The sequence below is a fragment of the Pseudomonas sp. DrBHI1 genome, from assembly GCF_002205115.1.
Classification (GTDB): domain Bacteria; phylum Pseudomonadota; class Gammaproteobacteria; order Pseudomonadales; family Pseudomonadaceae; genus Aquipseudomonas; species Aquipseudomonas mosselii.
On sequence record NZ_NIBE01000007.1, the window covers coordinates 13,161 to 36,132 of the forward strand.

The window sequence follows — 22,972 nt, forward strand, 5'->3', positions numbered from 1 at the left end:
GGAAGTGACGCCTGGATGACTACCCATATTCAACGCTCCGCCCTGCTGCCGTTCCCTGCCCAGGCGCTCTACGACCTGGTCAATGATGTGGCCAGCTACCCGGAGTTCCTGCCCTGGTGCTCGGCTTCCACCGTGCTCGAGGCCAGCGACACGCACATGCGGGCCAGGCTGGAAGTGGCCAAGGGCGGTATGAGCCAGCAGTTCACCACGCGCAATGTGCTGGTGCCGGGCCAGTCGATCGAAATGAACCTGGAAGATGGGCCGTTCACCCAGCTGCACGGTTTGTGGGTGTTCAAGCCGCTGGGCGAGAAGGCCTGCAAGATCAGCCTCGACCTGTCGTTCGATTATGCCGGCGCCCTAGTGCGGGCGACACTGGGGCCATTGTTCAATCAGGCGGCCAATACCATGGTCGATGCGTTTTGCCAGCGTGCCAAGCAGATCAATGGCTGATTAGGGCTCGTGGTCTGATCCGCAGGCTTTTCGACAGCGCAATAAAAAGCCCGGACTGGATCCGGGCTTTTTAGTGTCGGCGCATTTACTGCGGCGAGGTTTCCAGCGGTGCTGGCGTCGGGACCGGGGTGGTCTCGATGTTGTCGATTTCTTTTTGCAGTGTGTCTTCCAGCGAGCCTGGCTTGGCCGGCTTTTCGGATTGGCTGGGCTGCTTGACCGGGCTGACCGTGGTGTCGCCGCTGCCGCCGAGGATTTCCTGGTCGCGGCTGACGCCCGGCATGAAGTCGCCGGAGAGGCTGACCAGTTGGTCGCTCTCGTTGAAGAAGATGCTCATGCGCTCTTGCTGGCGCTGGCCGCCGCCGGGCTGCAGGCTGTACAGGTAGTCCCAGCGGTTGGTGTGGAAAGTGTCCTGCAGCAGCGGGTTGCCCATGATAAACCTTACTTGCCGGCGGGTCATTCCCGGACGCAATTGGTCTATCATGTCCTGCGTGACGACATTGCCCTGCTGGATGTCGATTTTGTAAACCCCGGGAAACGAGCAACCGGCGAGTGCGAGCAGTCCCACTAGGGTGAGGCTGGTTAGCAAGAGCTTGGTGTTTTGCATCGGTGGGCGACTTCCACTATCTTGGCTGGACAACGTAAACCCCGATCATACCCGTATTAAGAGAAGCTGCGAAGCAGCATCGGCGAGAAAGCTGACCATGGTTGAAAATAGCGAATTGCGCAAAGCGGGCCTCAAGGTTACCCTGCCTCGAGTCAAGATTCTTCAGATGCTCGACTCCGCCGAGCAGCGTCACATGAGTGCCGAGGATGTCTACAAGGCGCTGATGGAAGCTGGCGAGGATGTCGGTCTGGCGACCGTGTACCGCGTACTGACCCAATTCGAAGCGGCGGGCCTGGTGGAGCGCCACAACTTTGATGGCGGCCACGCGGTGTTCGAGCTGGCGGATGGCAAGCACCACGATCACATGGTCAACGTGGACAGCGGTGAAGTCATTGAATTCTTCGATGCCGAAATCGAGAAGCGCCAGAAAGAGATCGTTGCCGAGCATGGCTTCGAGCTGGTGGACCACAATCTGGTTCTGTATGTGCGTAAAAAGAAGTAACGATTTAGATCGTTATTGATGACAAAGGCGACCTTCGGGTCGCCTTTGTGCTTTGTGGTGCCTCAAGTCTTGCGCGATTTCTGGAGCGCGAAGGCTCAGGCCTTGCTGCTCACTACCATCTTGCGCGCATGGGCCAGCGACTCCTTGGTCAAGTCGATCCCACCCAGCATCCGCGCCACTTCCTCGACCCGCTCGCGCTTGCCCAGGCTGGCCACGGCGGTGTGCGTGGTGTCGCTGTTGCGCACCTTGTGCACGAACAGGTGGTGATGGCCCTGCGCTGCCACCTGGGGCAGGTGGGTCACGGTCAGGACCTGGCCGCGCTCGCCGAGGCGGCGAAGCAGTTGGCCGACGATCTCTGCCGTCGGGCCGCCGATCCCCACGTCCACTTCGTCGAACACCAGGGTCGGAATGCGCGAGGTCTGCGCGGTGATCACCTGGATCGCCAGGCTGATACGCGACAGCTCACCGCCCGAGGCGACCTTGGCCAGGCCCTTGAGTGGCTGGCCGGGGTTGGCGCTGACCAGCAGTTCGATCTGCTCCAGGCCATGGGGCGAAAGGTCGCCGTTGTCGAAGGGCGTAAGTTCGATGCAGAAGCGCCCGCCGGGCATGCCCAGGCGCTGGATTTCCTGCTCGACGGCGGTGGCCAGTTGCTTGGCGGCCTGCTGGCGCAGCGCGCTCAGCTCGCTGGCTTTCTCTTTATAGTGCTGGGCGTAGGCGGCCAGCTCCTCGCCCAGGCGCTCAACCGACTCGTCGCTGGCGTTAAGTCCCTCGAGCTCCTCCATCAGGCGTTGTTGCAGGTGCGGCAGCTCGGTAGGGTGTACACGGTGTTTGCGGGCGAGGGTATAGATGGTGTCCAGGCGCTCTTCCAAGGCCTGAAGGCGCATCGGGTCGGCGTCGAAGTTGTCGAGGAAGCGGTTGAGTTCGCCAACGGCCTCCTCTACCTGGATCTGCGCGCTGGCGATCAGGTTGACCGCCTCGTCCAGCGCCTTTGGGCCGTTGACGACTGCGGTGAGCCGGTTGAGGCTGACAGTCAGGGCGCTCAGCACGTTGCCCGAGTCGCTTTCGCTGCACTGCTCGATGACCTGGCGGCAGATGCCGAACAGCGCCTCGGCGTTGGTCAGGTTCTTGTGTTCCTGTTCCAGCTGTTCCAGCTCGTTCTCGCCAAGGCCGAGGTTGTCCAGTTCTTCCAGTTGGTAGCTGAGCAGTTGATGGCGCGCCCGTTGCTCGTCTCCGGAATTGCTCAGGCGCTCCAGCTCCTGGCGTGTCTGGTTCCAGCGCTTGGCGGCCAGTTGGACCTGGCGGGCCAGGTCGCTGGCGCCGGCGTATTCGTCAACCAGTCGGCGGTGGGTGTCGGTCTTGAGCAGTGACTGGTGTTCATGCTGGCTGTGGATGTCGATCAGCAGTTCGCCCAGGGCCTTGAGGTCGCCCAGTGGGCAGGGGGTGCCGTTGATGTAGCCTCGGCTGCGGCCCTCGGCGGTAATCACCCGGCGCAGGATGCACGGCCCGTCGCTTTCCAGGTCGCGCTCGGCGAGCCAGGCGTGGGCCTCGGGGATGTCGATCAGGTCGAAGGTGGCGAGGATGTCTGCCTTGTCGGTGCCCGGGCGCACCACGCCGCTGTCGGCGCGGTCGCCCAGGGCCAGGCCGAGGGCGTCGAGCATGATCGACTTGCCAGCCCCGGTCTCGCCGGTGATCACGGACATGCCGCGGGCGATTTCGAGGTCGAGGTGTTCGACGATGGCGTAGTTGTGAATGGACAGGTGCACCAGCATGGGGCGGCTCCCGGAAGGTCGTGTCTGGATATTTATACAGTGCTTTTCGCGAGTCTGCCAATAGCCGGTCGACGAATGTGGAAAAGCACCTTCCCCCTTGAACCTGGTTTTTCCGACCCCATATAGCCGGCAAGACATGGCGAGCCTGGCTCGCACGACAGAAATCGTGGAGGAGAAACCCAATGGCTGACGAACAGCTGGATGAGAAGAACCTGAATTCCGAAGAAGCAGGCGCCGCGAATGCCGATGCCCGTGTCCTGGAGCTCGAGGAGCAGCTGGCCGCCGCCAAGGACCAGTCCCTGCGCGCCGCCGCCGACCTGCAGAACATCCGCCGCCGTGCCGAGCAGGATGTCGAGAAGGCCCACAAGTTCGCCCTGGAGAAGTTCGCCGGCGACCTGCTGCCGATCATCGACAGCCTGGAGCGTGGCCTGGAACTGTCCAATGCCGACGACGAGACCATCAAGCCGATGCGCGAAGGCATCGAGCTGACCCTGAAGATGTTCCAGGACACCCTCAAGCGCTACAACCTCGAGGCCATCGATCCGCACGGCCAGCCATTCAACGCCGAGCACCACCAGGCGATGGCCATGCAGGAAAGCGCCGAGGTCGAGCCGAACAGCGTGCTGAACGTGTTCCAGAAAGGCTACCTGCTCAACGGCCGCCTGCTGCGCCCCGCCATGGTGGTGGTCAGCAAGGCGCCGAGCGCTGCGCAGCCTTCGATCAATGAAAAGGCTTGAAATCTTTCCGGGCACCCCCATCTAGGTGTCAAGCCTTCAAGTATTAGTGCAGTGGGCCAAGGCAGTCGCTGCTATCAAATTCAAGTTTCGGGAGAATCAACATGGGTAAAATCATCGGTATCGACCTGGGGACCACCAACTCCTGCGTCTCCGTGCTGGAAAACGGCACCGCCAAGGTCATCGAGAACGCTGAAGGCGCGCGTACCACGCCTTCGATCATCGCCTACGCAAACGACGGCGAAATCCTGGTCGGTCAGTCGGCCAAGCGCCAGGCGGTCACCAACCCGCACAACACCCTGTTCGCTGTGAAGCGCCTGATCGGCCGCCGTTTCGAAGAAGATGTCGTGCAGAAAGACATCAAGCTGGTGCCTTACAAGATCGTCAAGGCCAGCAACGGTGACGCCTGGGTCGAGGCCTCCGGCAAGGAAATGGCTCCGCCGCAGATCAGCGCCGAAGTCCTGAAGAAGATGAAGAAGACTGCCGAAGATTACCTCGGCGAGCCGGTCACCGAAGCGGTCATCACCGTGCCGGCCTACTTCAACGACAGCCAGCGTCAGGCCACCAAGGATGCCGGTCGCATCGCCGGTCTGGACGTAAAACGCATCATCAACGAACCGACCGCCGCTGCGCTGGCGTACGGCATGGACAAGGCCAAGGGCGACCACACCGTCATCGTTTATGACCTCGGTGGTGGTACCTTCGACGTTTCGGTCATCGAAATCGCCGAAGTCGACGGTGAGCACCAGTTCGAAGTACTGGCCACCAACGGCGACACCTTCCTGGGTGGCGAAGACTTCGACATGCGCCTGATCGACTACCTCGTCGACGAGTTCAAGAAAGAGTCCGGCATGGATCTGAAGAACGATCCCCTGGCCCTGCAGCGCCTGAAAGAAGCCGCTGAAAAGGCCAAGATCGAGCTGTCCTCGAGCCAGCAGACCGATGTCAACCTGCCGTACATCACCGCAGATGCGACCGGGCCGAAACACTTGAATGTGAAGATCTCCCGCTCCAAGCTGGAGTCGCTGGTCGAAGACCTGGTCAACCGTACCATCGAGCCATGCCGCATCGCCCTGAAGGACGCCGGCATCGACGCCAGCAAGATCGACGACGTGATCCTGGTCGGTGGCCAGACCCGTATGCCGATGGTGCAGAAAGCCGTTGCCGACTTCTTCGGTAAAGAAGCGCGCAAGGACGTCAACCCGGACGAAGCCGTTGCCATGGGTGCCGCCATCCAGGGCGCTGTTCTGGCTGGTGACGTCAAGGACGTGCTGCTGCTGGACGTCAGCCCGCTGACCCTGGGTATCGAAACCATGGGCGGCGTGATGACCGCGCTGATCGAGAAGAACACCCCCATCCCGACCAAGAAGTCGCAGGTGTTCTCGACCGCCGATGACAACCAGGGCGCCGTGACCATCCACGTGCTGCAGGGTGAGCGCAAGCAAGCTTCGCAGAACAAGTCGCTGGGCAAGTTCGACCTGGCCGACATCCCGCCAGCTCCGCGCGGCGTGCCGCAGATCGAAGTGACCTTCGACATCGACGCCAACGGCATCCTGCACGTCGGCGCGAAGGACAAGGCCACCGGCAAGGCGCAGTCGATCGTGATCAAGGCCAACTCCGGCCTGTCCGACGAAGAAATCGAGAAAATGGTGCGTGACGCCGAGGCCAACGCCGAGGAAGATCGCAAGTTCGAAGAACTGGCCGCCGCCCGTAACCAGGGTGACGCGCTGGTTCACTCGACCCGCAAGATGGTCGCTGAAGCCGGTGACAAGGTCACCGCTGAAGAGAAGACCGCCATCGAGGCCGCCGTGGTCGCCCTGGAAGCCGCCGTCAAAGGCGACGACAAGGCCGCCATCGACGCCAAGGTCGAGGAGCTGTCCAAGGTCTCGGCGCCTGTTGCCCAGAAGATGTACGCCGAGCAGCAGGCCGAGCAGCCACAGGGCGGCGCCCAGCAGGCCGAGCCGGAAGCCAAGCACGACGACGTGGTTGACGCCGAGTTCGAAGAAGTGAAAGACAACAACAAGCAGTAATTCCTGCATGTTGTCGGCCGGTTCACCGTCGTTTGCTGGTGAACTGGTAGGATGTCGCCGCGCGGGAGCTTGCTCCCGCGTTGGCGTGTCTGGAACACGAGAATTATTTACGGCATCTGTCGCGGCGCATTCGCCCATGACGGCAGGTGCTGGTGGCATGGCGCACGATGCGCCGAGGTATGCCGAACGCCCCCAAGAGTGCAAATGACCTATGGCAAAGCGTGATTTTTATGAGGTCCTGGGTGTCGAGCGTGGCGCCAGTGAAGGTGATCTCAAGAAGGCCTACCGCCGTCTGGCGATGAAGTACCACCCGGATCGCAACCCGGGCGACAAGGAGTCGGAAGACCTGTTCAAGGAGGCCAACGAGGCCTACGAGGTGCTGTCCGATGCCAGCAAGCGCGCGGCATACGACCAGTATGGCCACGCCGGTGTTGACCCGAGCATGGGTGGCGGCGGTGCCGGTTTCGGTGGTGCCAACTTCTCCGACATCTTTGGCGATGTCTTCAGCGACTTCTTCGGCGGCGGCCGCGGCGGTCGTGGTGGTGCCCAGCGCGGCAGCGACCTGCGCTACACCCTCGAGCTCAACCTCGAAGAGGCGGTGCGCGGCACCACGGTCAACATTCGTGTGCCCACGCTGGTCAACTGCAAGCCGTGCGACGGCTCCGGCGCCAAGAAGGGCTCGACACCGTCGACCTGCCCGACCTGCGGCGGTATCGGCCAGGTGCGCATGCAGCAGGGCTTCTTCGCCGTGCAGCAGACCTGTCCGCGTTGCCATGGCCAGGGCAAGATCATCACCGACCCTTGCGGTTCGTGCCACGGCGAAGGTCGTGTAGAGGAGTACAAGACGCTGTCGGTCAAGGTTCCGGCCGGTGTCGATACCGGTGATCGCATTCGCCTGTCCGGCGAAGGCGAGGCGGGCGCCCATGGTGGTCCTACCGGTGACCTGTATGTGGTCGTCAATGTGCGCGAGCACCCGATCTTCCAGCGCGACGGCAAGCACCTCTACTGCGAAGTGCCGATCAGCTATACCGATGCCGCCCTGGGTGGCGAGCTGGAAGTGCCGACCCTCGATGGTCGCGTGAAGCTGAAGATCCCCGAAGGCACCCAGACCGGCAAGCAGTTCCGCTTGCGCGGCAAGGGCGTGGCGCCGGTGCGCGGTGGCGCGGCAGGCGACCTGCTGTGCCGGGTGGCGGTGGAAACGCCGGTCAACCTCAGTCGTCGCCAGCGCGAGCTGCTCGAAGAGCTGCGCGATTCGCTGGAGGGCGACAGCTCCCATTCGCCCAAGGCCAGCGGCTGGTTCGAGGGTGTGAAGCGCTTCTTCGGCGATCTCTGAGAAGGAACAGGCTATGCGACGTATTGCGGTAATGGGCGCGGCGGGGCGGATGGGCAAGACCCTCGTCGAGGCTGTGCAGCAGCAGGCGCCCCAGGCCGGGCTGACAGCGGCGATTGATCGCCCGGACAGCTCGCTGGTCGGGGCCGATGCCGGTGAGCTGGCGGCCCTGGGGCGTATCGGCGTGCTGATCTGCGATGACCTGGCCAAGGTCGCCGACGAGTTCGATGTGCTGATCGATTTCACGCATCCTTCGGTGACCCTGAAGAACCTGGCGTTCTGCCGCAAGGCGGGCAAGGCCATGGTCATCGGCACCACCGGTTTCACGCCGGAAGAGAAAGGGTTGCTGGCGGAGGCGGGCAAGGAGATTCCGATCGTCTTCGCCGCGAACTTCAGCGTGGGCGTGAACCTCAGCCTCAAGCTGCTGGACATGGCGGCCCGGGTGCTGGGCGATGATGTGGATATCGAGATCATCGAAGCTCATCACCGGCACAAGGTCGACGCGCCGTCGGGGACCGCTCTGCGCATGGGTGAAGTGGTTGCCAATGCGTTGGGGCGCGACTTGCAGGAAGTGGCCGTTTATGGCCGTGAAGGCCAGACTGGCGCCCGTGATCGCAAGACCATCGGTTTCGCTACTGTACGTGCCGGTGATGTGGTCGGTGACCACACCGTGCTGTTCGCCGCCGAAGGCGAGCGCCTGGAGATCACCCACAAGGCCTCCAGCCGCATGACGTTCGCCAAGGGCGCCGTACGCGCTGCGCTGTGGCTGGAAGGGCGTGAGCCTGGCCTGTACGACATGCAGGACGTGCTTGAGCTGCGTTAATGTCGCGGGGCTGCCTGGCAGCCCCTTGTCGCATTAGTGTGGTTTAGAGACACATCTACGGTAGACCCAAAACGCACTTTTCTGTAAGCTACAGCTTTAGTGTGTCCACTAAAAGCGCGCAGCGAATTGAATTCAGCACTTAAAAGCGGGGTGACGTGTCCATACGTCACTCCGCTTTTTTGCAACCTGCGATCGCCCTTTCATGCTTGATTTACGGGAGGTCTTCTTGACAAAGCCAGCCATACTCGCCCTTGCCGACGGCAGTATTTTTCGCGGTGAAGCCATTGGTGCCGACGGTCAGACCGTTGGCGAGGTGGTATTCAACACCGCTATGACCGGCTACCAGGAAATCCTTACAGACCCTTCCTACTCGCAGCAAATCGTCACCCTGACCTACCCGCACATCGGCAATACCGGCACCACCCCGGAAGACGCCGAATCCAACCGCGTCTGGTCCGCCGGCCTGGTCATCCGCGACCTGCCGCTGTTGGCCAGCAACTGGCGCAATACCCAGTCGCTGCCTGAGTACCTCAAGGCCAACAATGTTGTCGCCATCGCCGGTATCGATACCCGTCGCCTGACCCGTATCCTGCGTGAAAAAGGCGCCCAGAACGGTTGCATCCTCGCCGGTGACAACATCACCGAAGAGCAGGCCATCGCCGCTGCCCGTGCCTTCCCGGGCCTGAAGGGCATGGACCTGGCCAAGGTCGTTTCCACCAAGGAGCGCTACGAGTGGCGTTCCAGCGTCTGGGAACTGAAGACCGACAGCCACCCGACCATCGACGCTGCCGACCTGCCGTACCACGTGGTTGCCTTCGACTACGGCGTCAAGTTGAACATCCTGCGCATGCTGGTCGCGCGTGGTTGCCGCGTGACCGTGGTGCCTGCCCAGACCCCGGCCAGCGAAGTGCTCGCGCTCAACCCCGATGGTGTGTTCCTGTCCAACGGCCCTGGTGATCCGGAGCCATGCGACTACGCCATCCAGGCGATCAAGGAAATCCTCGAGACCGAGATTCCGGTCTTCGGCATCTGCCTCGGCCACCAACTGCTGGCCTTGGCCTCCGGCGCCAAGACCGTGAAGATGGGTCATGGCCACCACGGTGCCAACCACCCGGTCCAGGATCTGGACACCGGCGTGGTCATGATCACCAGCCAGAACCACGGCTTTGCCGTCGATGAAGCCACCTTGCCGGCTAACGTACGCGCCATTCACAAGTCGCTGTTCGACGGTACCCTGCAGGGTATCGAGCGCACCGACAAGAGCGCGTTCAGCTTCCAGGGTCACCCTGAAGCGAGCCCAGGCCCGACCGACGTCGCGCCACTGTTCGATCGTTTCACCGATGCCATGGCCAAGCGCCGCTGAGCATCCTGCTTCAAGGCCCCGGGCCGGCTCGCGCCGCGCCCGGCAGTGCCTGACCCAGATTGTTCAAAGCGGCTTGCCGACTGACCCCGGATTTGAGTGACAACCATGCCAAAACGTACAGACATCAAAAGCATCCTGATTCTCGGCGCTGGCCCGATCGTGATCGGCCAGGCCTGCGAATTCGACTACTCCGGCGCCCAGGCCTGCAAGGCCCTGCGCGAGGAAGGTTTCCGTGTCATCCTGGTGAACTCCAACCCGGCCACCATCATGACCGACCCGGCCATGGCCGACGCCACCTACATCGAGCCGATCAAGTGGCAGTCGGTGGCCAAGATCATCGAGAAAGAGCGCCCTGACGCCGTTCTGCCGACCATGGGTGGCCAGACCGCGCTGAACTGCGCCCTGGACCTGGAGCGCCATGGCGTCCTGGAGAAGTTCGGCGTAGAGATGATCGGCGCCAACGCCGACACCATCGACAAGGCTGAAGACCGTTCGCGCTTCGACAAGGCGATGAAGGACATCGGCCTGGAGTGCCCGCGCTCCGGTATCGCCCACAGCATGGAAGAGGCCAACGCGGTCCTCGAGAAGCTCGGCTTCCCATGCATCATCCGCCCATCGTTCACCATGGGCGGCACGGGCGGTGGTATCGCCTACAACCGTGAAGAGTTCGAAGAAATCTGCACCCGTGGTCTGGACCTGTCGCCGACCAAGGAGCTGCTGATCGACGAATCGCTGATCGGCTGGAAGGAATACGAGATGGAGGTGGTCCGCGACAAGAAGGACAACTGCATCATCGTCTGCTCGATCGAGAACTTCGACCCGATGGGCGTGCACACCGGTGACTCGATCACCGTTGCTCCGGCACAGACCCTGACCGACAAGGAATACCAGATCATGCGCAACGCCTCGCTGGCGGTGCTGCGTGAAATCGGTGTCGAGACCGGCGGCTCCAACGTGCAGTTCGGTATCTGCCCGAACACTGGCCGCATGGTCGTGATCGAGATGAACCCGCGGGTTTCCCGTTCCTCGGCCCTGGCTTCCAAGGCCACCGGCTTCCCGATCGCCAAGATCGCCGCCAAGCTGGCCATCGGCTACACCCTCGACGAGCTGCAGAACGACATCACCGGTGGCCGCACCCCGGCGTCCTTCGAGCCGTCGATCGACTACGTCGTCACCAAGCTGCCACGCTTCGCCTTCGAAAAATTCCCGAAAGCCGACGCCCGCCTGACCACCCAGATGAAGTCCGTGGGTGAAGTCATGGCCATCGGCCGCACCTTCCAGGAATCCCTGCAGAAAGCCCTGCGCGGCCTGGAAGTCGGTGCCTGCGGCCTCGACCCGAAAGTCGACCTGGCCAGCCCGGAAGCGGCCAGCATCCTCAAGCGCGAGCTGACCGTGCCGGGCGCCGAGCGTATCTGGTACGTCGCCGACGCGATGCGTTCGGGCATGACCATCGAGGAAATCTTTGCCCTGACCGGCATCGACCTGTGGTTCCTGGTACAGATGGAAGACCTGATCAAGGAAGAAGAAAAGGTCAAGACCCTGGCCCTGTCGTCGATCGACAAGGACTACATGCTGCGCCTCAAGCGCAAGGGCTTCTCGGACCAGCGCCTGGCCAAGCTGCTCGGCATCACCGACAAGAACCTGCGCCGTCACCGCCACAAGCTGGAAGTGTTCCCGGTGTACAAGCGCGTCGACACCTGCGCCGCCGAGTTCGCCACCGATACCGCCTACCTGTACTCGACCTACGAGGAAGAGTGCGAGGCCAACCCGTCGACCCGTGACAAGATCATGATCCTGGGTGGCGGCCCGAACCGTATCGGCCAGGGCATCGAGTTCGACTACTGCTGTGTGCACGCCGCGCTGGCCCTGCGTGAAGACGGTTACGAGACCATCATGGTCAACTGCAACCCTGAGACCGTCTCCACCGACTACGACACCTCCGACCGCCTGTACTTCGAGCCGCTGACCCTGGAAGACGTGCTGGAAGTCTGCCGCGTCGAGAAGCCGAAGGGCGTGATCGTCCACTACGGCGGCCAGACCCCGCTGAAACTGGCGCGTGCCCTGGAAGAAGCCGGCGTACCGATCATCGGTACCAGCCCGGACGCCATCGACCGCGCCGAAGACCGCGAGCGCTTCCAGCAGATGGTTCAGCGCCTGAACCTGCTGCAGCCGCCAAACGCCACCGTTCGCAGCGAAGACGAAGCCATCGCTGCCGCTGGCAAGATCGGTTACCCGCTGGTGGTTCGCCCGTCCTACGTGCTGGGCGGCCGCGCCATGGAGATCGTCTACGAACTGGACGAGCTCAAGCGCTACCTGCGTGAAGCGGTGCAGGTCTCCAACGACAGCCCGGTGCTGCTCGACCACTTCCTCAACTGCGCCATCGAGATGGACGTGGACGCGGTCTGCGACGGCACCGACGTGGTGATCGGCGCGATCATGCAACACATCGAGCAGGCCGGCGTTCACTCCGGCGACTCGGCGTGCTCGCTGCCGCCTTACTCGCTGAGCAAGGAAGTACAGGACGAAGTCCGCGTCCAGGTCAAGAAAATGGCCCTGGAGCTGGGCGTGGTCGGCCTGATGAACGTGCAGCTGGCCCTGCAGGGCGACAAGATCTACGTGATCGAGGTCAACCCACGCGCCTCGCGTACCGTGCCATTCGTCTCCAAGTGCATCGGCACTTCCCTGGCGATGATCGCGGCCCGCGTCATGGCCGGCAAGACCCTGAAAGAGCTGGGCTTCACCCAGGAAATCATCCCGAACTTCTACAGCGTCAAGGAAGCCGTCTTCCCGTTCGCCAAGTTCCCGGGGGTTGACCCGATCCTCGGCCCTGAGATGAAATCGACTGGTGAAGTCATGGGCGTCGGCGACAGCTTCGGCGAAGCCTTCGCCAAGGCCCAGATGGGCGCCAGCGAAGTGCTGCCGACCGGTGGTACCGCGTTCATCAGCGTGCGTGACGACGACAAGCCGCAAGTGGCTGGCGTTGCCCGCGACCTGATCGCCCTGGGCTTCGAAGTGGTCGCCACTGCCGGCACCGCCAAGGTAATCGAAGCGGCCGGCCTGAAAGTGCGTCGCGTGAACAAGGTGACCGAGGGGCGTCCGCACGTGGTCGACATGATCAAGAACGACGAAGTGTCGCTGATCATCAACACCACCGAAGGTCGCCAGTCGATCGCTGACTCCTACTCGATTCGTCGCAATGCGTTGCAGCACAAGATCTACTGCACCACCACCATTGCGGCCGGTGAAGCCATCTGCGAGGCGCTGAAATTCGGTCCGGAAAAGACCGTTCGTCGCCTGCAGGATCTGCATGCAGGACTCAAAGCATGAGCATTACCAAATACCCGATGACCGTCCAGGGCGCTCGCGCCCTGGAGGAAGAGCATCTGTTCCTGAGCAAGACCGAGCGCCCACGCCTGAGCCAGGCGATCGGCGAGGCTCGCGAGCTGGGCGATCTCAAGGAAAACGCCGAATACCACGCCGCCCGTGAGGAGCAGGGCATGGTCGAGGCGCGTATCCGCGATATCGAAGGCCGTCTGCAGAACTCGGTGGTGATCGACGTCACCACCATCGCCCACACCGGCAAGGTGATTTTCGGCACCACCGTGGTGCTGGCGAACACCGAGACCGATGAAGAGGTGACCTACCAGATCGTCGGCGAAGACGAAGCCGACGTGAAGCAGGGCAAGCTCTCCAGCGGTGCGCCGATTGCCCGCGCCATCATCGGCAAGGAAGAAGGTGATACTGTCGTCGTCAAGACGCCAAGTGGCACGGTCGAGTACGAGATTGTCGAAGTCAAGCACATCTGACCGGCGCCTGCGGGCGCCATCCCTCGAGGGGATCCTCTGGCAGCTGGCCCAGGTGTTCTGGGTCGGCGGCCTGTGGGTGTTCCACGTGGGGCTGGTGCCGGCGCTCAAGGTCAGTGGCCTGGCGCCTTTGCTGGTGCACGACGTGGCTGCGCAGATCGACCGCTGGTTGATTGGCGTGGCCATGCTCGGGTTGTTGACCCAGTTGGCAGTGCTGGCGAGGGTGGATGGCCTGGCGGCCTGGTGGCGGCAGTTCCGCGGCCAGATGCTGCTGCTCGGCTTCGGCGCCTGCGTCAGCTACTACACGCTGCGCTACGGGATCTCCGTGGGCGAGCGTTGGCAGATGTTCTGCTTCCTGGTGCTGGGCTTCTCCGGCATCGTGCTGGTGGCCCAGCCGGTCCCGGTCAGGGCGCGGCGGTAAGCGACTCAATATCGCCGGGGCCGCTTTGCGGCCCTTTCGCGATGCAAGGCCGCTCCCGCAGGGATTGCGCTGCGCCGGAGGTCGGTGCGGCCCCCTGTGGGAGCGGCCTTGTGTCGCGAAAGGGCTGCGCAGCAGCCCTGCTACCGTTACTTGTAACGGTGGATGTTGGACAGCTGCTTGTTCGGCTGTGGGTTCTTGCGGTAGATCAGCGCTTTCTTGCCGATGGTCTGCACCAGTTCGGCGCGGCCGGCCTTGCACAGTTCGGCGATGGTCTCGGCGCGTTCCTCGCGATCTTCCGAGCGAATCTCGACCTTGATCAGCTCATGGTCGACCAAGGCGCGCTCCAGTTCGGCGATCACGCCTTCATTCAAACCGTTGCCAGCAACGATCAGGACCGGCTTCAGGTCGTGACCAATGGACTTGTATTGCTTCTTCTGCTCGTTATTGAGCGGCATAATCTGACCCTTTTCGTCTGATTCTGTAAAATTGACGGGCATTTTACCCGAGGGCCTGTGGCTCCGCCCAGTCAAACACGACGCATATCATCGAGGTGCCCCGTGGTACAACGTTCCAAAAGCAGCGCAAACTGGCTGCGTGAACATTTCAACGATCCTTTCGTCAAGCAGGCGCAGAAGGATGGCTACCGCTCGCGCGCGAGCTACAAGCTGCTGGAGATCCAGGAGAAAGACCGCCTGATCCGTCCGGGCATGAGCGTGATCGACCTCGGTGCGGCTCCCGGTGGCTGGTCGCAGGTAACCAGTCGTCTGATTGGCGGGCAGGGCCGCCTGATCGCCTCGGACATACTGGAAATGGATTCGATCCCCGACGTTACCTTCATCCAGGGCGATTTCACCCAAGACGAAGTGCTGCAACAAATCCTGCAGGCGGTCGGCGATTCGCACGTCGACCTTGTGATTTCCGATATGGCCCCCAATATGAGTGGTACGCCTGCAGTGGACATGCCGCGCGCCATGTTCCTCTGTGAACTGGCCCTGGATCTTGCGACCCGTGTGCTCAAGCCCGGCGGAGATTTCCTGATCAAGATCTTTCAGGGCGAAGGCTTCGACATGTACCTCAAGGACGTGCGCAGCAAGTTCGACAAGGTGCAAATGCGCAAGCCGTCCTCCTCGCGAGACCGTTCCCGTGAACAGTACCTGCTGGGCAAGGGTTTCAAGGGTGCATGAAAGGCGTGTTGCGGGGTTGCCGATAGTTATTTCCAATCGGCCGTCCCGACTGGATCGTCCGAACTTCGTGTAGTCTAGCTTTCACAAAGGGTTACAGACGGTGCCTGCGGATGCGTGGGTAATGTAGTAAGTTAGGGCGATGAATATCATGCGAGGCACGGCTGCGTCGTGCGCCGGCCTCAGAGGGTAGCGAATTGAACGACATGGCAAAGAATCTGATCCTGTGGTTGATCATTGCCGCCGTCCTAGTGACGGTGATGAACAACTTCTCCAGCCCTAACGAGCCGCAGACCCTCAACTATTCCGACTTCATCCAGCAAGTCAAGGATGGCAAGGTTGAGCGGGTGACCGTCGACGGCTATATCATTACCGGCAAGCGCACTGACGGCGACAACTTCAAGACCGTACGCCCGGCGATTACCGACAACGGCTTGATCGGAGACCTGGTCGACAACCACGTCACCGTCGAAGGCAAGCAACCTGAACAACAGAGCATCTGGACCCAGTTGCTGGTTGCGAGCTTCCCGATCCTGGTGATCATCGCCGTTTTCATGTTCTTCATGCGCCAGATGCAGGGCGGTGCCGGTGGCAAGGGCGGGCCAATGAGCTTCGGCAAGAGCAAGGCGCGCCTGCTGTCCGAAGACCAGGTGAAAACCACCCTGGCTGACGTCGCCGGCTGCGACGAGGCCAAGGAAGAGGTTGGCGAACTGGTCGAATTCCTGCGCGATCCGGGCAAGTTCCAGCGCCTGGGTGGTCGTATCCCTCGCGGCGTGCTGATGGTCGGCCCGCCGGGTACCGGTAAAACCCTGCTGGCCAAGGCCATTGCCGGTGAAGCCAAGGTGCCGTTCTTCACCATTTCCGGTTCCGACTTCGTCGAGATGTTCGTCGGCGTGGGCGCCAGTCGTGTTCGCGATATGTTCGAACAGGCCAAGAAGCACGCGCCGTGCATCATCTTCATCGACGAGATCGACGCTGTCGGTCGTCATCGTGGCGCCGGCATGGGTGGCGGTCACGATGAGCGCGAGCAGACCCTGAACCAGTTGCTGGTCGAGATGGACGGCTTCGAGATGAACGATGGCATCATCGTCATTGCAGCCACCAACCGTCCCGACGTGCTCGACCCGGCGCTGCTGCGTCCCGGTCGCTTCGACCGCCAGGTGGTGGTTGGCCTGCCGGACATTCGCGGTCGTGAGCAGATCCTCAAGGTGCATATGCGCAAGGTCCCGGTTGGCGAGAACGTCAACGCGGCGGTCATTGCCCGTGGTACCCCGGGCTTCTCCGGTGCCGACCTGGCCAACCTGGTCAACGAGGCGTCGCTGTTCGCCGCCCGTGCCAGCAAGCGCCTGGTCGAGATGAAGGAGTTCGAACTGGCCAAAGACAAGATCATGATGGGCGCCGAGCGCAAGACCATGGTCATGTCCGAGAAAGAGAAGCAGAACACCGCGTATCACGAGGCGGGCCACGCCATCGTTGGTCGCGTCGTTCCCGAGCACGACCCGGTCTACAAGGTCTCGATCATTCCCCGTGGCCGCGCCCTGGGCGTGACCATGTTCCTGCCGGAAGAAGACCGCTACAGCCTGTCCAAACGTGCGCTGATCAGCCAGATCTGCTCGCTGTACGGTGGCCGTATCGCCGAAGAGATGACCCTGGGCTTCGACGGTGTTACCACCGGGGCCTCCAACGACATCATGCGCGCCAGCCAGATCGCCCGGAACATGGTCACCAAGTGGGGCCTGTCCGAGAAACTCGGCCCGCTGATGTACGCCGAAGAGGAGGGCGAGGTATTCCTCGGTCGCAGCGCGGCGAGCCAGCATGCCAGCGTCTCGGGCGAAACCGCCAAGATGATCGACTCCGAAGTGCGCAGCATCATCGATCAGTGCTACGCCACGGCCAAGCAGATCCTTACCGACAACCGCGACAAGCTCGACGCCATGGCCGAGGCCTTGATGAAGTACGAAACCATCGATGCCGACCAGATCGACGACATCATGGCTGGCCGTACCCCGCGCGAGCCACGTGACTGGGACAATGATTCCGGAACCTCCGGCAACCAGGCTTCCCAGGATGATCGTCCGGAGTCGCCGATCGGCGGTCCAGCGGCTCAACACTAAGGGTATCTATGAGCTTGACGCAGTACCCGACCCGGTTGCCTTGCGGCAACCGGGCTCTTGATTTGTCCCGTACCCATGTCATGGGTATCCTCAATGTCACCCCAGACTCGTTCTCCGATGGTGGGCGCTTCAGCCAGCGCGATGCGGCCTTGCGCCATGCCGAGGATATGGTTGCGGCCGGTGCGACCCTGATCGACGTGGGCGGGGAGTCTACCCGTCCTGGGGCTCGCGCCGTCTCGCCTATCGAGGAACTGGAGCGCGTTGCGCCAATTGTCGAGGCGATCAGCAGTCGGCTCGACGTGATCATCTCGGTCGATACCTCGACGCCCTCGGTCATGCGCGAGACGGCCCGCCTTGGTGCAGGGCTGATCAACGATGTGCGCGCCCTGGAGCGTGACGGCGCGCTCGATGCGGCGGCCGATACCGGCCTGCCGGTGTGCTTGATGCACATGCGTGGCGAGCCGGGCAACATGCAGGACAATCCGCAGTACGAGGATGTGACAGCCGATGTAACGCGCTATCTTGAGCAGCGTATGGCCGCCTGCGCGGCGGCCGGCATCGGGGCTGAGCGCATCATCCTCGATCCAGGGTTCGGCTTTGCCAAGACCCTTGAGCACAACCTGAGCCTTTTCAAACACATGGAAGCGCTCTATCGCCTGGGGCGCCCGCTGCTGGTGGGCGTTTCGCGCAAGAGCATGATCGGTCTCGCGCTGGGCCGTCCGGTCGGTGAGCGGCTCTATGGCAGTCTGGCCCTGGCCGCCCTGGCCATGACCAAGGGCGCGAGCATCCTGCGGGTACATGACGTCGCCGAAACCGTCGATGTCGTGCGCATGATCGCCGCGGTCCAGAGCGCCGAATAAGAACATTGGAGTCACTATGAGCAGAAAATACTTTGGTACCGATGGTATCCGCGGTCGCGTCGGCCAATTCCCCATCACCCCTGATTTCATGCTGAAACTCGGCTGGGCCGCCGGCATGGCCTTCCGCAAGCAGGGCAACTGCCGGGTACTGGTGGGCAAGGACACGCGGATCTCCGGCTACATGTTCGAATCCGCGCTCGAGGCGGGCCTGTCCGCCGCCGGTGCCGATGTGATGCTGCTCGGCCCGATGCCGACGCCGGCCATCGCCTACCTGACTCGCACTTTTCACGCCGAAGCCGGCATCGTCATCAGTGCTTCGCACAACCCCCATGACGACAACGGTATCAAGTTCTTCTCCGGTGCCGGCACCAAGTTGCCGGACGAAGTCGAACTGATGATCGAGGAGTTGCTCGACCAGCCGATGAATGTCGTCGAGTCCGGCAAGCTGGGCAAGGTCTCGCGCATCAACGACGCGGCGGGGCGCTACATCGAGTTCTGCAAGAGCAGTGTGCCCAGCAGCACCAGCTTCGAAGGCTTGAAGATCGTCGTGGACTGCGCCCATGGCGCCACCTACAAGGTCGCGCCGAGCGTGTTCCGTGAGCTGGGGGCTGACGTCACCGTGCTGCACGCCGCCCCGGATGGCCTGAACATCAACGAGAACTGCGGTTCGACCCATATCGAGTCGCTGCAGGCGGCGGTCCTGGTTGGTCATGCGGATATCGGCATCGCCTTCGATGGCGACGGCGACCGCGTGCTGATGGTCGATCACACCGGCGCCATCGTCGACGGTGACGAACTGCTGTTCATCATCGGTCGCGACATGCAGGAGCGCGGCAAGCTTCAAGGCGGCGTGGTCGGTACCCTGATGAGCAACCTGGGCCTGGAGCTGGCGTTCAAGGAACTGGACATCCCGTTCGTGCGGGCCAAGGTGGGCGACCGCTACGTCATGGCCGAACTGCTCGAGCGCGAGTGGCTGCTGGGTGGCGAAAACTCCGGTCATGTCGTCTGTGGCAGCCACACCACCACCGGTGATGCGATCATCGCCGCGCTGCAGGTGCTGATGGCGCTCAAGCGCCGTGGCGAAAACCTTGCCCAGGCCCGACAGGCCGTGCGCAAGTGCCCGCAGGTGCTGATCAACGTGCGCTTCGCGGCGGGCAAGAACGACCCGCTGGAAAACCCCCTGATCAAGGAAGCCAGTGCCAAGGCCACCGAGGCCATGGCCGGTCGTGGGCGGGTGCTGCTGCGCAAGTCCGGTACCGAACCGCTGGTGCGGGTGATGGTCGAGGGCGACGATGAAAACCAGGTACGTGGCCATGCCGAGGCCCTGGCCAAGCTGGTCGAAGAAGTTTGTGCCTGAAAGAGGCTTGCCAGCGCAGATCGGGTTGGGTAAGATCTGCGCCCACTTTGACCGACGAGGTAAAGCATGCGTCGCCCCATGGTAGCTGGTAACTGGAAGATGCACGGTACCCGCGCCAGCGTCGTAGAGCTGACCCAGGGCTTGGGCAAGTTGTCCCTGCCGAGCGGAGTGGAAGTCGCGGTGTTTCCGCCATCCCTGTTCATCAATCAAGTGATTGATGGCTTGGAGGGAAAAGGAATCAACGTAGGCGCACAGAATTCTGCGGTACAATCTGAGCAAGGCGCGCTGACCGGCGAAGTTGCACCGAGTCAGTTGGCTGAAGTCGGTTGCAAATATGTATTGATTGGGCATTCCGAGCGTCGCCAGATTATTGGTGAAAGCGATGAAGTGCTGAATCAGAAGTTTGCAGCCGCTCAGAAAAGTGGTTTGACGCCAGTGCTGTGTATAGGGGAAACTCTTGCAGAGCGCGAGGCAGGTGAGACGCTTGAAGTTGTAGGGCGTCAACTAAGCAGTGTTATCGACGTGTTCGGTATCAAGGCTTTCGCCAATGCAGTTATTGCCTATGAGCCTGTTTGGGCCATTGGTACTGGTTTGACGGCCTCGCCACAGCAAGCCCAGGATGTGCATGCAGCCATCCGCAAGCAGTTGGCGGCGAAGGACGCCGAAGTTGCAGAAAACGTGCAACTTCTCTACGGCGGCAGCGTGAAGGCGGCCAATGCGGCTGAACTGTTCGGCATGCCGGATATCGATGGGGGGCTCATTGGTGGAGCGTCCCTGAACGCAGACGAATTCGGTGCAATTTGTCGCGCCGCAGGAAACTGAACAAATGCTGGAAACAGTCGTAGTTGTTTTTCATCTGTTGGCAGCGTTGGCACTGGTTGTAATGGTGCTGCTGCAACAGGGTAAAGGTGCGGAAGCAGGTGCATCTTTCGGCGCAGGTGCTTCAAATACTGTGTTCGGAAGCCAAGGTTCCGCTACCTTTTTGAGTAAAGTTACTGCTATACTTGCTGCCACTTTCTTTTTGACTGCACTTGGGTTAGGATATTTCGCCAAGCAGCAGGCTCACCAGCTGACTCAAGCTGGTCTGCCAGATCCAGCAGTGCTGGAAGTCAAAGAGCCAAAGCCGGCAGTCAATGATGATGTACCGGTGCTCCAGCAGCAGAAGAGCGAAACCACCAACTCTGGTGACGTACCTCCTCCAGCCAAAGAGCAGCAGTAACGGGTTTCAAGAAGTAGTATTGCCGAGGTGGTGGAATTGGTAGACACGCAACCTTGAGGTGGTTGTGCCCATAGGGTGTAGGGGTTCGAGTCCCCTTCTCGGTACCAATTGAAGCATGAGAGCCCGCTTTAGCGGGCTTTCTTGCAGGTGGAGGTCGGATTGACCCGGCAAAGGGTTCAGTCTTATACTTTCGCCCCAGCTTTGTCGCGGGGTGGAGCAGCTTGGTAGCTCGTCGGGCTCATAACCCGAAGGTCGTTGGTTCAAATCCAGCCCCCGCAACCAGCTTCAGCAGAGCCCCTTTTCAGGGGCTTTTTGCTAGCCGAACAGTTTTCGGCGCCGTTGTCCAACGGCGCTTTCAGGGATGGGCGCTTCGCCCATTTTTTATTTGCACAGCATGCACGAGGGGGTTCAGGTGTCGAGCAAGCTAGAACAGTTGCAGGCCTTGTTGGCCCCGGTTGTCGAGGGCCTGGGCTACCAATGCTGGGGGATCGAATACGTCTCCCAAGGCAAGCATTCGGTACTGCGTATCTACATCGACAAAGAAGACGGGATCCTGGTGGACGACTGCGAAGCCGTCAGCCGTCAGGCCAGCGCCATTCTCGATGTGGAAGATCCGATCAGCTCTGAATATACCCTCGAGGTGTCCTCTCCAGGCATGGACCGCCCGCTGTTCACTCTGGAACAGTTTGCTGCGCATGCCGGCGAGCAGGTGAAGATCAAGCTGCGTACGCCCTTCGAGGGCCGTCGTAACTTCCAGGGCCTTCTCCGCGGTGTGGAGGAGCAGGATGTGGTGGTCCAGGTGGACCAGCACGAGTTCCTGTTGCCGATCGACTCGATCGACAAGGCCAATATTATTCCCAGTTTTGACTGAGACGTGCCGGACCCGGCGAAACACCCGGGGCCAATGGCTTGCGCAAGGCGAGGCGTACGATGAGCAAAGAAGTACTGCTGGTTGTTGAATCGGTATCCAACGAAAAGGGTGTACCGCCCGGCGTCATTTTCGAGGCGCTGGAAGTGGCCCTGGCCACTGCAACCAAGAAACGTTTTGAGGACGAAGTCGACCTGCGTGTGGAAATCAACCGCCACACCGGTAGCTACGAGACCTTCCGCCGCTGGACCGTGGTCGACGAGAACGACCTGGACGATCCGGCGATCGAGACCTGGCTGGAAAAGATCCAGGACACGCACCCGGACGCCAAGATCGGTGACGTGATCGAAGAGAAGATCGAGTCGATCGAGTTCGGCCGCATCGCCGCCCAGACCGCCAAGCAGGTCATCGTGCAGAAGGTCCGCGAGGCCGAGCGCGCCCAGGTGGTCGACGCTTACCGCGAGCGCGTGGGCGAGATCATCTCCGGTACCGTGAAGAAGGTCACCCGCGACAACGTCATCGTCGACCTGGGCAACAACGCCGAGGCGCTGCTGGCCCGCGAAGACATCATTCCCCGTGAGACCTTCCGTGTCGGCGTGCGCCTGCGTGCGTTGCTCAAGGAAATCCGCACCGAGAACCGTGGTCCTCAGCTGATCCTGTCGCGCACTGCGCCGCAGATGCTGATCGAGCTGTTCCGCATCGAAGTGCCGGAAATCGCCGAAGGCCTCATCGAAGTCATGGCCGCCTCCCGTGATCCGGGATCGCGCGCCAAGATCGCCGTCCGCTCCAAGGACAAGCGCATCGACCCGCAAGGCGCCTGCATCGGCATGCGTGGTTCGCGTGTCCAGGCCGTATCCGGCGAGCTGGGTGGCGAGCGTGTGGATATCGTCCTGTGGGACGAGAACCCGGCGCAGTTCGTCATCAACGCCATGTCGCCAGCAGAGGTTGCTGCGATCATCGTTGACGAGGACGCCCATGCGATGGATATCGCCGTGGCCGAGGACAACCTCGCTCAGGCCATCGGACGTGGCGGCCAGAACGTCCGTCTGGCCAGCCAGCTGACTGCATGGACCCTGAACGTGATGACCGAGAAGGACATCCAGGCCAAGCAACAGGCTGAGACAGGCGACATCCTGCGTAACTTCATTGAGGAACTGGAAGTCGACGAAGAGCTGGCACAGGTGCTGGTCGACGAAGGCTTCACCAGCCTCGAAGAAATTGCCTACGTACCGTTGGAAGAAATGCTCAACATCGATGGCTTTGACGAAGATATCGTCAATGAGCTGCGCGCTCGTGCCAAGGACCGTTTGTTGACCAAAGCCATCGCTACCGAAGAAAAGCTGGCAGACGCCCATCCGGCCGACGACCTGCTCTCCCTTGAGGGCATGGACAAGGACCTGGCGGCGGAACTGGCGGTGCGCGGCGTGGTTAACCGCGAAGACCTGGCCGAGCAGTCGATTGACGACCTGCTCGACATCGACGGCATCGACGAAGAGCGTGCCGGCAAGTTGATCATGGCCGCCCGAGCCCACTGGTTCGAGTAA

General features: G+C 61.7%; 21 protein-coding genes and 2 tRNA genes. 20 read left to right on the top strand and 3 right to left on the bottom strand.

Annotated features, from left to right (window positions below; genetic code table 11):
• Window positions 1-15: 15 nt before the first annotated feature.
• A complete protein-coding gene (locus tag CC207_RS00850; RefSeq protein ID WP_028691270.1) occupies window positions 16-450 on the top strand; it encodes a type II toxin-antitoxin system RatA family toxin in 435 nt (144 codons plus the stop codon).
• 85 nt (window positions 451-535) lie between these two features.
• On the opposite strand, the gene bamE is transcribed toward CC207_RS00850, so the two are convergent.
• Window positions 536-1,054 (bottom strand): outer membrane protein assembly factor BamE, encoded by a 519-nt coding sequence (bamE, locus tag CC207_RS00855; protein ID WP_028691269.1) that lies wholly within the window; start codon window positions 1,052-1,054, stop codon window positions 536-538.
• A 97-nt stretch (window positions 1,055-1,151) separates the two neighbouring features.
• Here bamE and fur point away from each other — a divergent pair, with 97 nt between their 5' ends.
• Window positions 1,152-1,556, top strand: a complete 405-nt coding sequence (fur, locus tag CC207_RS00860) for a ferric iron uptake transcriptional regulator (RefSeq protein WP_028691268.1) — start codon at window positions 1,152-1,154, stop codon at window positions 1,554-1,556.
• A gap of 95 nt (window positions 1,557-1,651) precedes the next feature.
• On the opposite strand, the gene recN is transcribed toward fur, so the two are convergent.
• Entirely contained in the window at window positions 1,652-3,325 is a 1,674-nt protein-coding gene (gene recN, locus CC207_RS00865; RefSeq protein ID WP_028691267.1) for a DNA repair protein RecN, read from the bottom strand.
• A gap of 182 nt (window positions 3,326-3,507) precedes the next feature.
• On the opposite strand from recN, the gene grpE reads away from it, so the two are divergent.
• The 8 genes from grpE to CC207_RS00905 all read left to right on the top strand — a co-directional run bounded on the left by grpE (window position 3,508) and on the right by CC207_RS00905 (window position 13,829).
• The gene (gene grpE, locus CC207_RS00870) at window positions 3,508-4,062 is read left to right on the top strand and encodes a nucleotide exchange factor GrpE (protein ID WP_028691266.1); all 555 of its coding nucleotides are present in this window, start codon (window positions 3,508-3,510) and stop codon (window positions 4,060-4,062) included.
• 101 nt (window positions 4,063-4,163) lie between these two features.
• The gene (dnaK, locus tag CC207_RS00875; protein ID WP_088851434.1) at window positions 4,164-6,089 is read left to right on the top strand and encodes a molecular chaperone DnaK; all 1,926 of its coding nucleotides are present in this window, start codon (window positions 4,164-4,166) and stop codon (window positions 6,087-6,089) included.
• Window positions 6,090-6,300: 211 nt separating this feature from the next.
• A complete protein-coding gene (gene dnaJ / locus CC207_RS00880; RefSeq protein WP_088851435.1) occupies window positions 6,301-7,422 on the top strand; it encodes a molecular chaperone DnaJ in 1,122 nt (373 codons plus the stop codon).
• A 13-nt stretch (window positions 7,423-7,435) separates the two neighbouring features.
• Window positions 7,436-8,242: a 4-hydroxy-tetrahydrodipicolinate reductase gene (dapB, locus tag CC207_RS00885; RefSeq protein WP_028691263.1), complete on the top strand. Its 807-nt coding sequence runs from the start codon at window positions 7,436-7,438 to the stop codon at window positions 8,240-8,242.
• Window positions 8,243-8,468: 226 nt separating this feature from the next.
• Window positions 8,469-9,605, top strand: coding sequence for a glutamine-hydrolyzing carbamoyl-phosphate synthase small subunit (carA, locus tag CC207_RS00890; RefSeq protein ID WP_023629348.1), 1,137 nt, complete (start codon window positions 8,469-8,471; stop codon window positions 9,603-9,605).
• 105 nt (window positions 9,606-9,710) lie between these two features.
• A complete protein-coding gene (gene carB / locus CC207_RS00895; RefSeq protein ID WP_028691262.1) occupies window positions 9,711-12,932 on the top strand; it encodes a carbamoyl-phosphate synthase large subunit in 3,222 nt (1,073 codons plus the stop codon).
• On the top strand, window positions 12,929-13,411 hold the full coding sequence (greA, locus tag CC207_RS00900; protein WP_011532131.1) for a transcription elongation factor GreA: 483 nt from the start codon (window positions 12,929-12,931) through the stop codon (window positions 13,409-13,411). Before carB ends, greA begins: the two co-directional genes overlap by 4 nt.
• Window positions 13,389-13,829 (top strand): hypothetical protein, encoded by a 441-nt coding sequence (locus CC207_RS00905; protein ID WP_011532132.1) that lies wholly within the window; start codon window positions 13,389-13,391, stop codon window positions 13,827-13,829. Before greA ends, CC207_RS00905 begins: the two co-directional genes overlap by 23 nt.
• Window positions 13,830-13,975: 146 nt before the next feature.
• Here the strand turns inward: CC207_RS00905 and yhbY are convergent, their stop codons facing one another.
• Window positions 13,976-14,284: a ribosome assembly RNA-binding protein YhbY gene (gene yhbY, locus CC207_RS00910; RefSeq protein ID WP_003249945.1), complete on the bottom strand. Its 309-nt coding sequence runs from the start codon at window positions 14,282-14,284 to the stop codon at window positions 13,976-13,978.
• A gap of 102 nt (window positions 14,285-14,386) precedes the next feature.
• On the opposite strand from yhbY, the gene rlmE reads away from it, so the two are divergent.
• The 10 genes from rlmE to nusA all read left to right on the top strand — a co-directional run bounded on the left by rlmE (window position 14,387) and on the right by nusA (window position 22,972).
• Window positions 14,387-15,013: a 23S rRNA (uridine(2552)-2'-O)-methyltransferase RlmE gene (gene rlmE / locus CC207_RS00915; protein WP_011532133.1), complete on the top strand. Its 627-nt coding sequence runs from the start codon at window positions 14,387-14,389 to the stop codon at window positions 15,011-15,013.
• 203 nt (window positions 15,014-15,216) lie between these two features.
• Entirely contained in the window at window positions 15,217-17,124 is a 1,908-nt protein-coding gene (gene ftsH / locus CC207_RS00920) for an ATP-dependent zinc metalloprotease FtsH (protein ID WP_028691259.1), read from the top strand.
• A gap of 8 nt (window positions 17,125-17,132) precedes the next feature.
• Window positions 17,133-17,984, top strand: a complete 852-nt coding sequence (gene folP, locus CC207_RS00925) for a dihydropteroate synthase (protein ID WP_088851436.1) — start codon at window positions 17,133-17,135, stop codon at window positions 17,982-17,984.
• 16 nt (window positions 17,985-18,000) lie between these two features.
• Complete coding sequence (glmM, locus tag CC207_RS00930) at window positions 18,001-19,341, top strand: phosphoglucosamine mutase (protein ID WP_088851437.1); 1,341 nt, start codon at window positions 18,001-18,003, stop codon at window positions 19,339-19,341.
• 66 nt (window positions 19,342-19,407) lie between these two features.
• On the top strand, window positions 19,408-20,163 hold the full coding sequence (tpiA, locus tag CC207_RS00935; RefSeq protein WP_062572734.1) for a triose-phosphate isomerase: 756 nt from the start codon (window positions 19,408-19,410) through the stop codon (window positions 20,161-20,163).
• A gap of 4 nt (window positions 20,164-20,167) precedes the next feature.
• On the top strand, window positions 20,168-20,560 hold the full coding sequence (gene secG, locus CC207_RS00940; protein WP_028691255.1) for a preprotein translocase subunit SecG: 393 nt from the start codon (window positions 20,168-20,170) through the stop codon (window positions 20,558-20,560).
• A 21-nt stretch (window positions 20,561-20,581) separates the two neighbouring features.
• A tRNA-Leu gene (locus CC207_RS00945) sits at window positions 20,582-20,667 on the top strand.
• A 98-nt stretch (window positions 20,668-20,765) separates the two neighbouring features.
• Window positions 20,766-20,842: transfer RNA gene (locus CC207_RS00950), tRNA-Met, on the top strand.
• A gap of 130 nt (window positions 20,843-20,972) precedes the next feature.
• On the top strand, window positions 20,973-21,431 hold the full coding sequence (rimP, locus tag CC207_RS00955) for a ribosome maturation factor RimP (RefSeq protein ID WP_036986186.1): 459 nt from the start codon (window positions 20,973-20,975) through the stop codon (window positions 21,429-21,431).
• Window positions 21,432-21,490: 59 nt separating this feature from the next.
• Entirely contained in the window at window positions 21,491-22,972 is a 1,482-nt protein-coding gene (nusA, locus tag CC207_RS00960; RefSeq protein WP_028691253.1) for a transcription termination factor NusA, read from the top strand.

Bases quoted from the DNA above. Each gene is read 5' to 3' on its own strand.
- yhbY (WP_003249945.1), bottom strand. From the start codon at position 14,284: ATGCCGCTCAATAACGAGCAGAAGAAGCAATACAAGTCCATTGGTCAC.
- grpE (WP_028691266.1), top strand. From the start codon at position 3,508: ATGGCTGACGAACAGCTGGATGAGAAGAACCTGAATTCCGAAGAAGCA.
- dnaJ (WP_088851435.1), top strand. From the start codon at position 6,301: ATGGCAAAGCGTGATTTTTATGAGGTCCTGGGTGTCGAGCGTGGCGCC.
- secG (WP_028691255.1), top strand. From the start codon at position 20,168: ATGCTGGAAACAGTCGTAGTTGTTTTTCATCTGTTGGCAGCGTTGGCA.
- recN (WP_028691267.1), bottom strand. From the start codon at position 3,325: ATGCTGGTGCACCTGTCCATTCACAACTACGCCATCGTCGAACACCTC.
- glmM (WP_088851437.1), top strand. From the start codon at position 18,001: ATGAGCAGAAAATACTTTGGTACCGATGGTATCCGCGGTCGCGTCGGC.
- tpiA (WP_062572734.1), top strand. From the start codon at position 19,408: ATGCGTCGCCCCATGGTAGCTGGTAACTGGAAGATGCACGGTACCCGC.
- carB (WP_028691262.1), top strand. From the start codon at position 9,711: ATGCCAAAACGTACAGACATCAAAAGCATCCTGATTCTCGGCGCTGGC.
- CC207_RS00850 (WP_028691270.1), top strand. From the start codon at position 16: ATGACTACCCATATTCAACGCTCCGCCCTGCTGCCGTTCCCTGCCCAG.
- bamE (WP_028691269.1), bottom strand. From the start codon at position 1,054: ATGCAAAACACCAAGCTCTTGCTAACCAGCCTCACCCTAGTGGGACTG.
- greA (WP_011532131.1), top strand. From the start codon at position 12,929: ATGAGCATTACCAAATACCCGATGACCGTCCAGGGCGCTCGCGCCCTG.
- folP (WP_088851436.1), top strand. From the start codon at position 17,133: ATGAGCTTGACGCAGTACCCGACCCGGTTGCCTTGCGGCAACCGGGCT.
- dapB (WP_028691263.1), top strand. From the start codon at position 7,436: ATGCGACGTATTGCGGTAATGGGCGCGGCGGGGCGGATGGGCAAGACC.
- dnaK (WP_088851434.1), top strand. From the start codon at position 4,164: ATGGGTAAAATCATCGGTATCGACCTGGGGACCACCAACTCCTGCGTC.
- fur (WP_028691268.1), top strand. From the start codon at position 1,152: ATGGTTGAAAATAGCGAATTGCGCAAAGCGGGCCTCAAGGTTACCCTG.
- nusA (WP_028691253.1), top strand. From the start codon at position 21,491: ATGAGCAAAGAAGTACTGCTGGTTGTTGAATCGGTATCCAACGAAAAG.
- ftsH (WP_028691259.1), top strand. From the start codon at position 15,217: ATGGCAAAGAATCTGATCCTGTGGTTGATCATTGCCGCCGTCCTAGTG.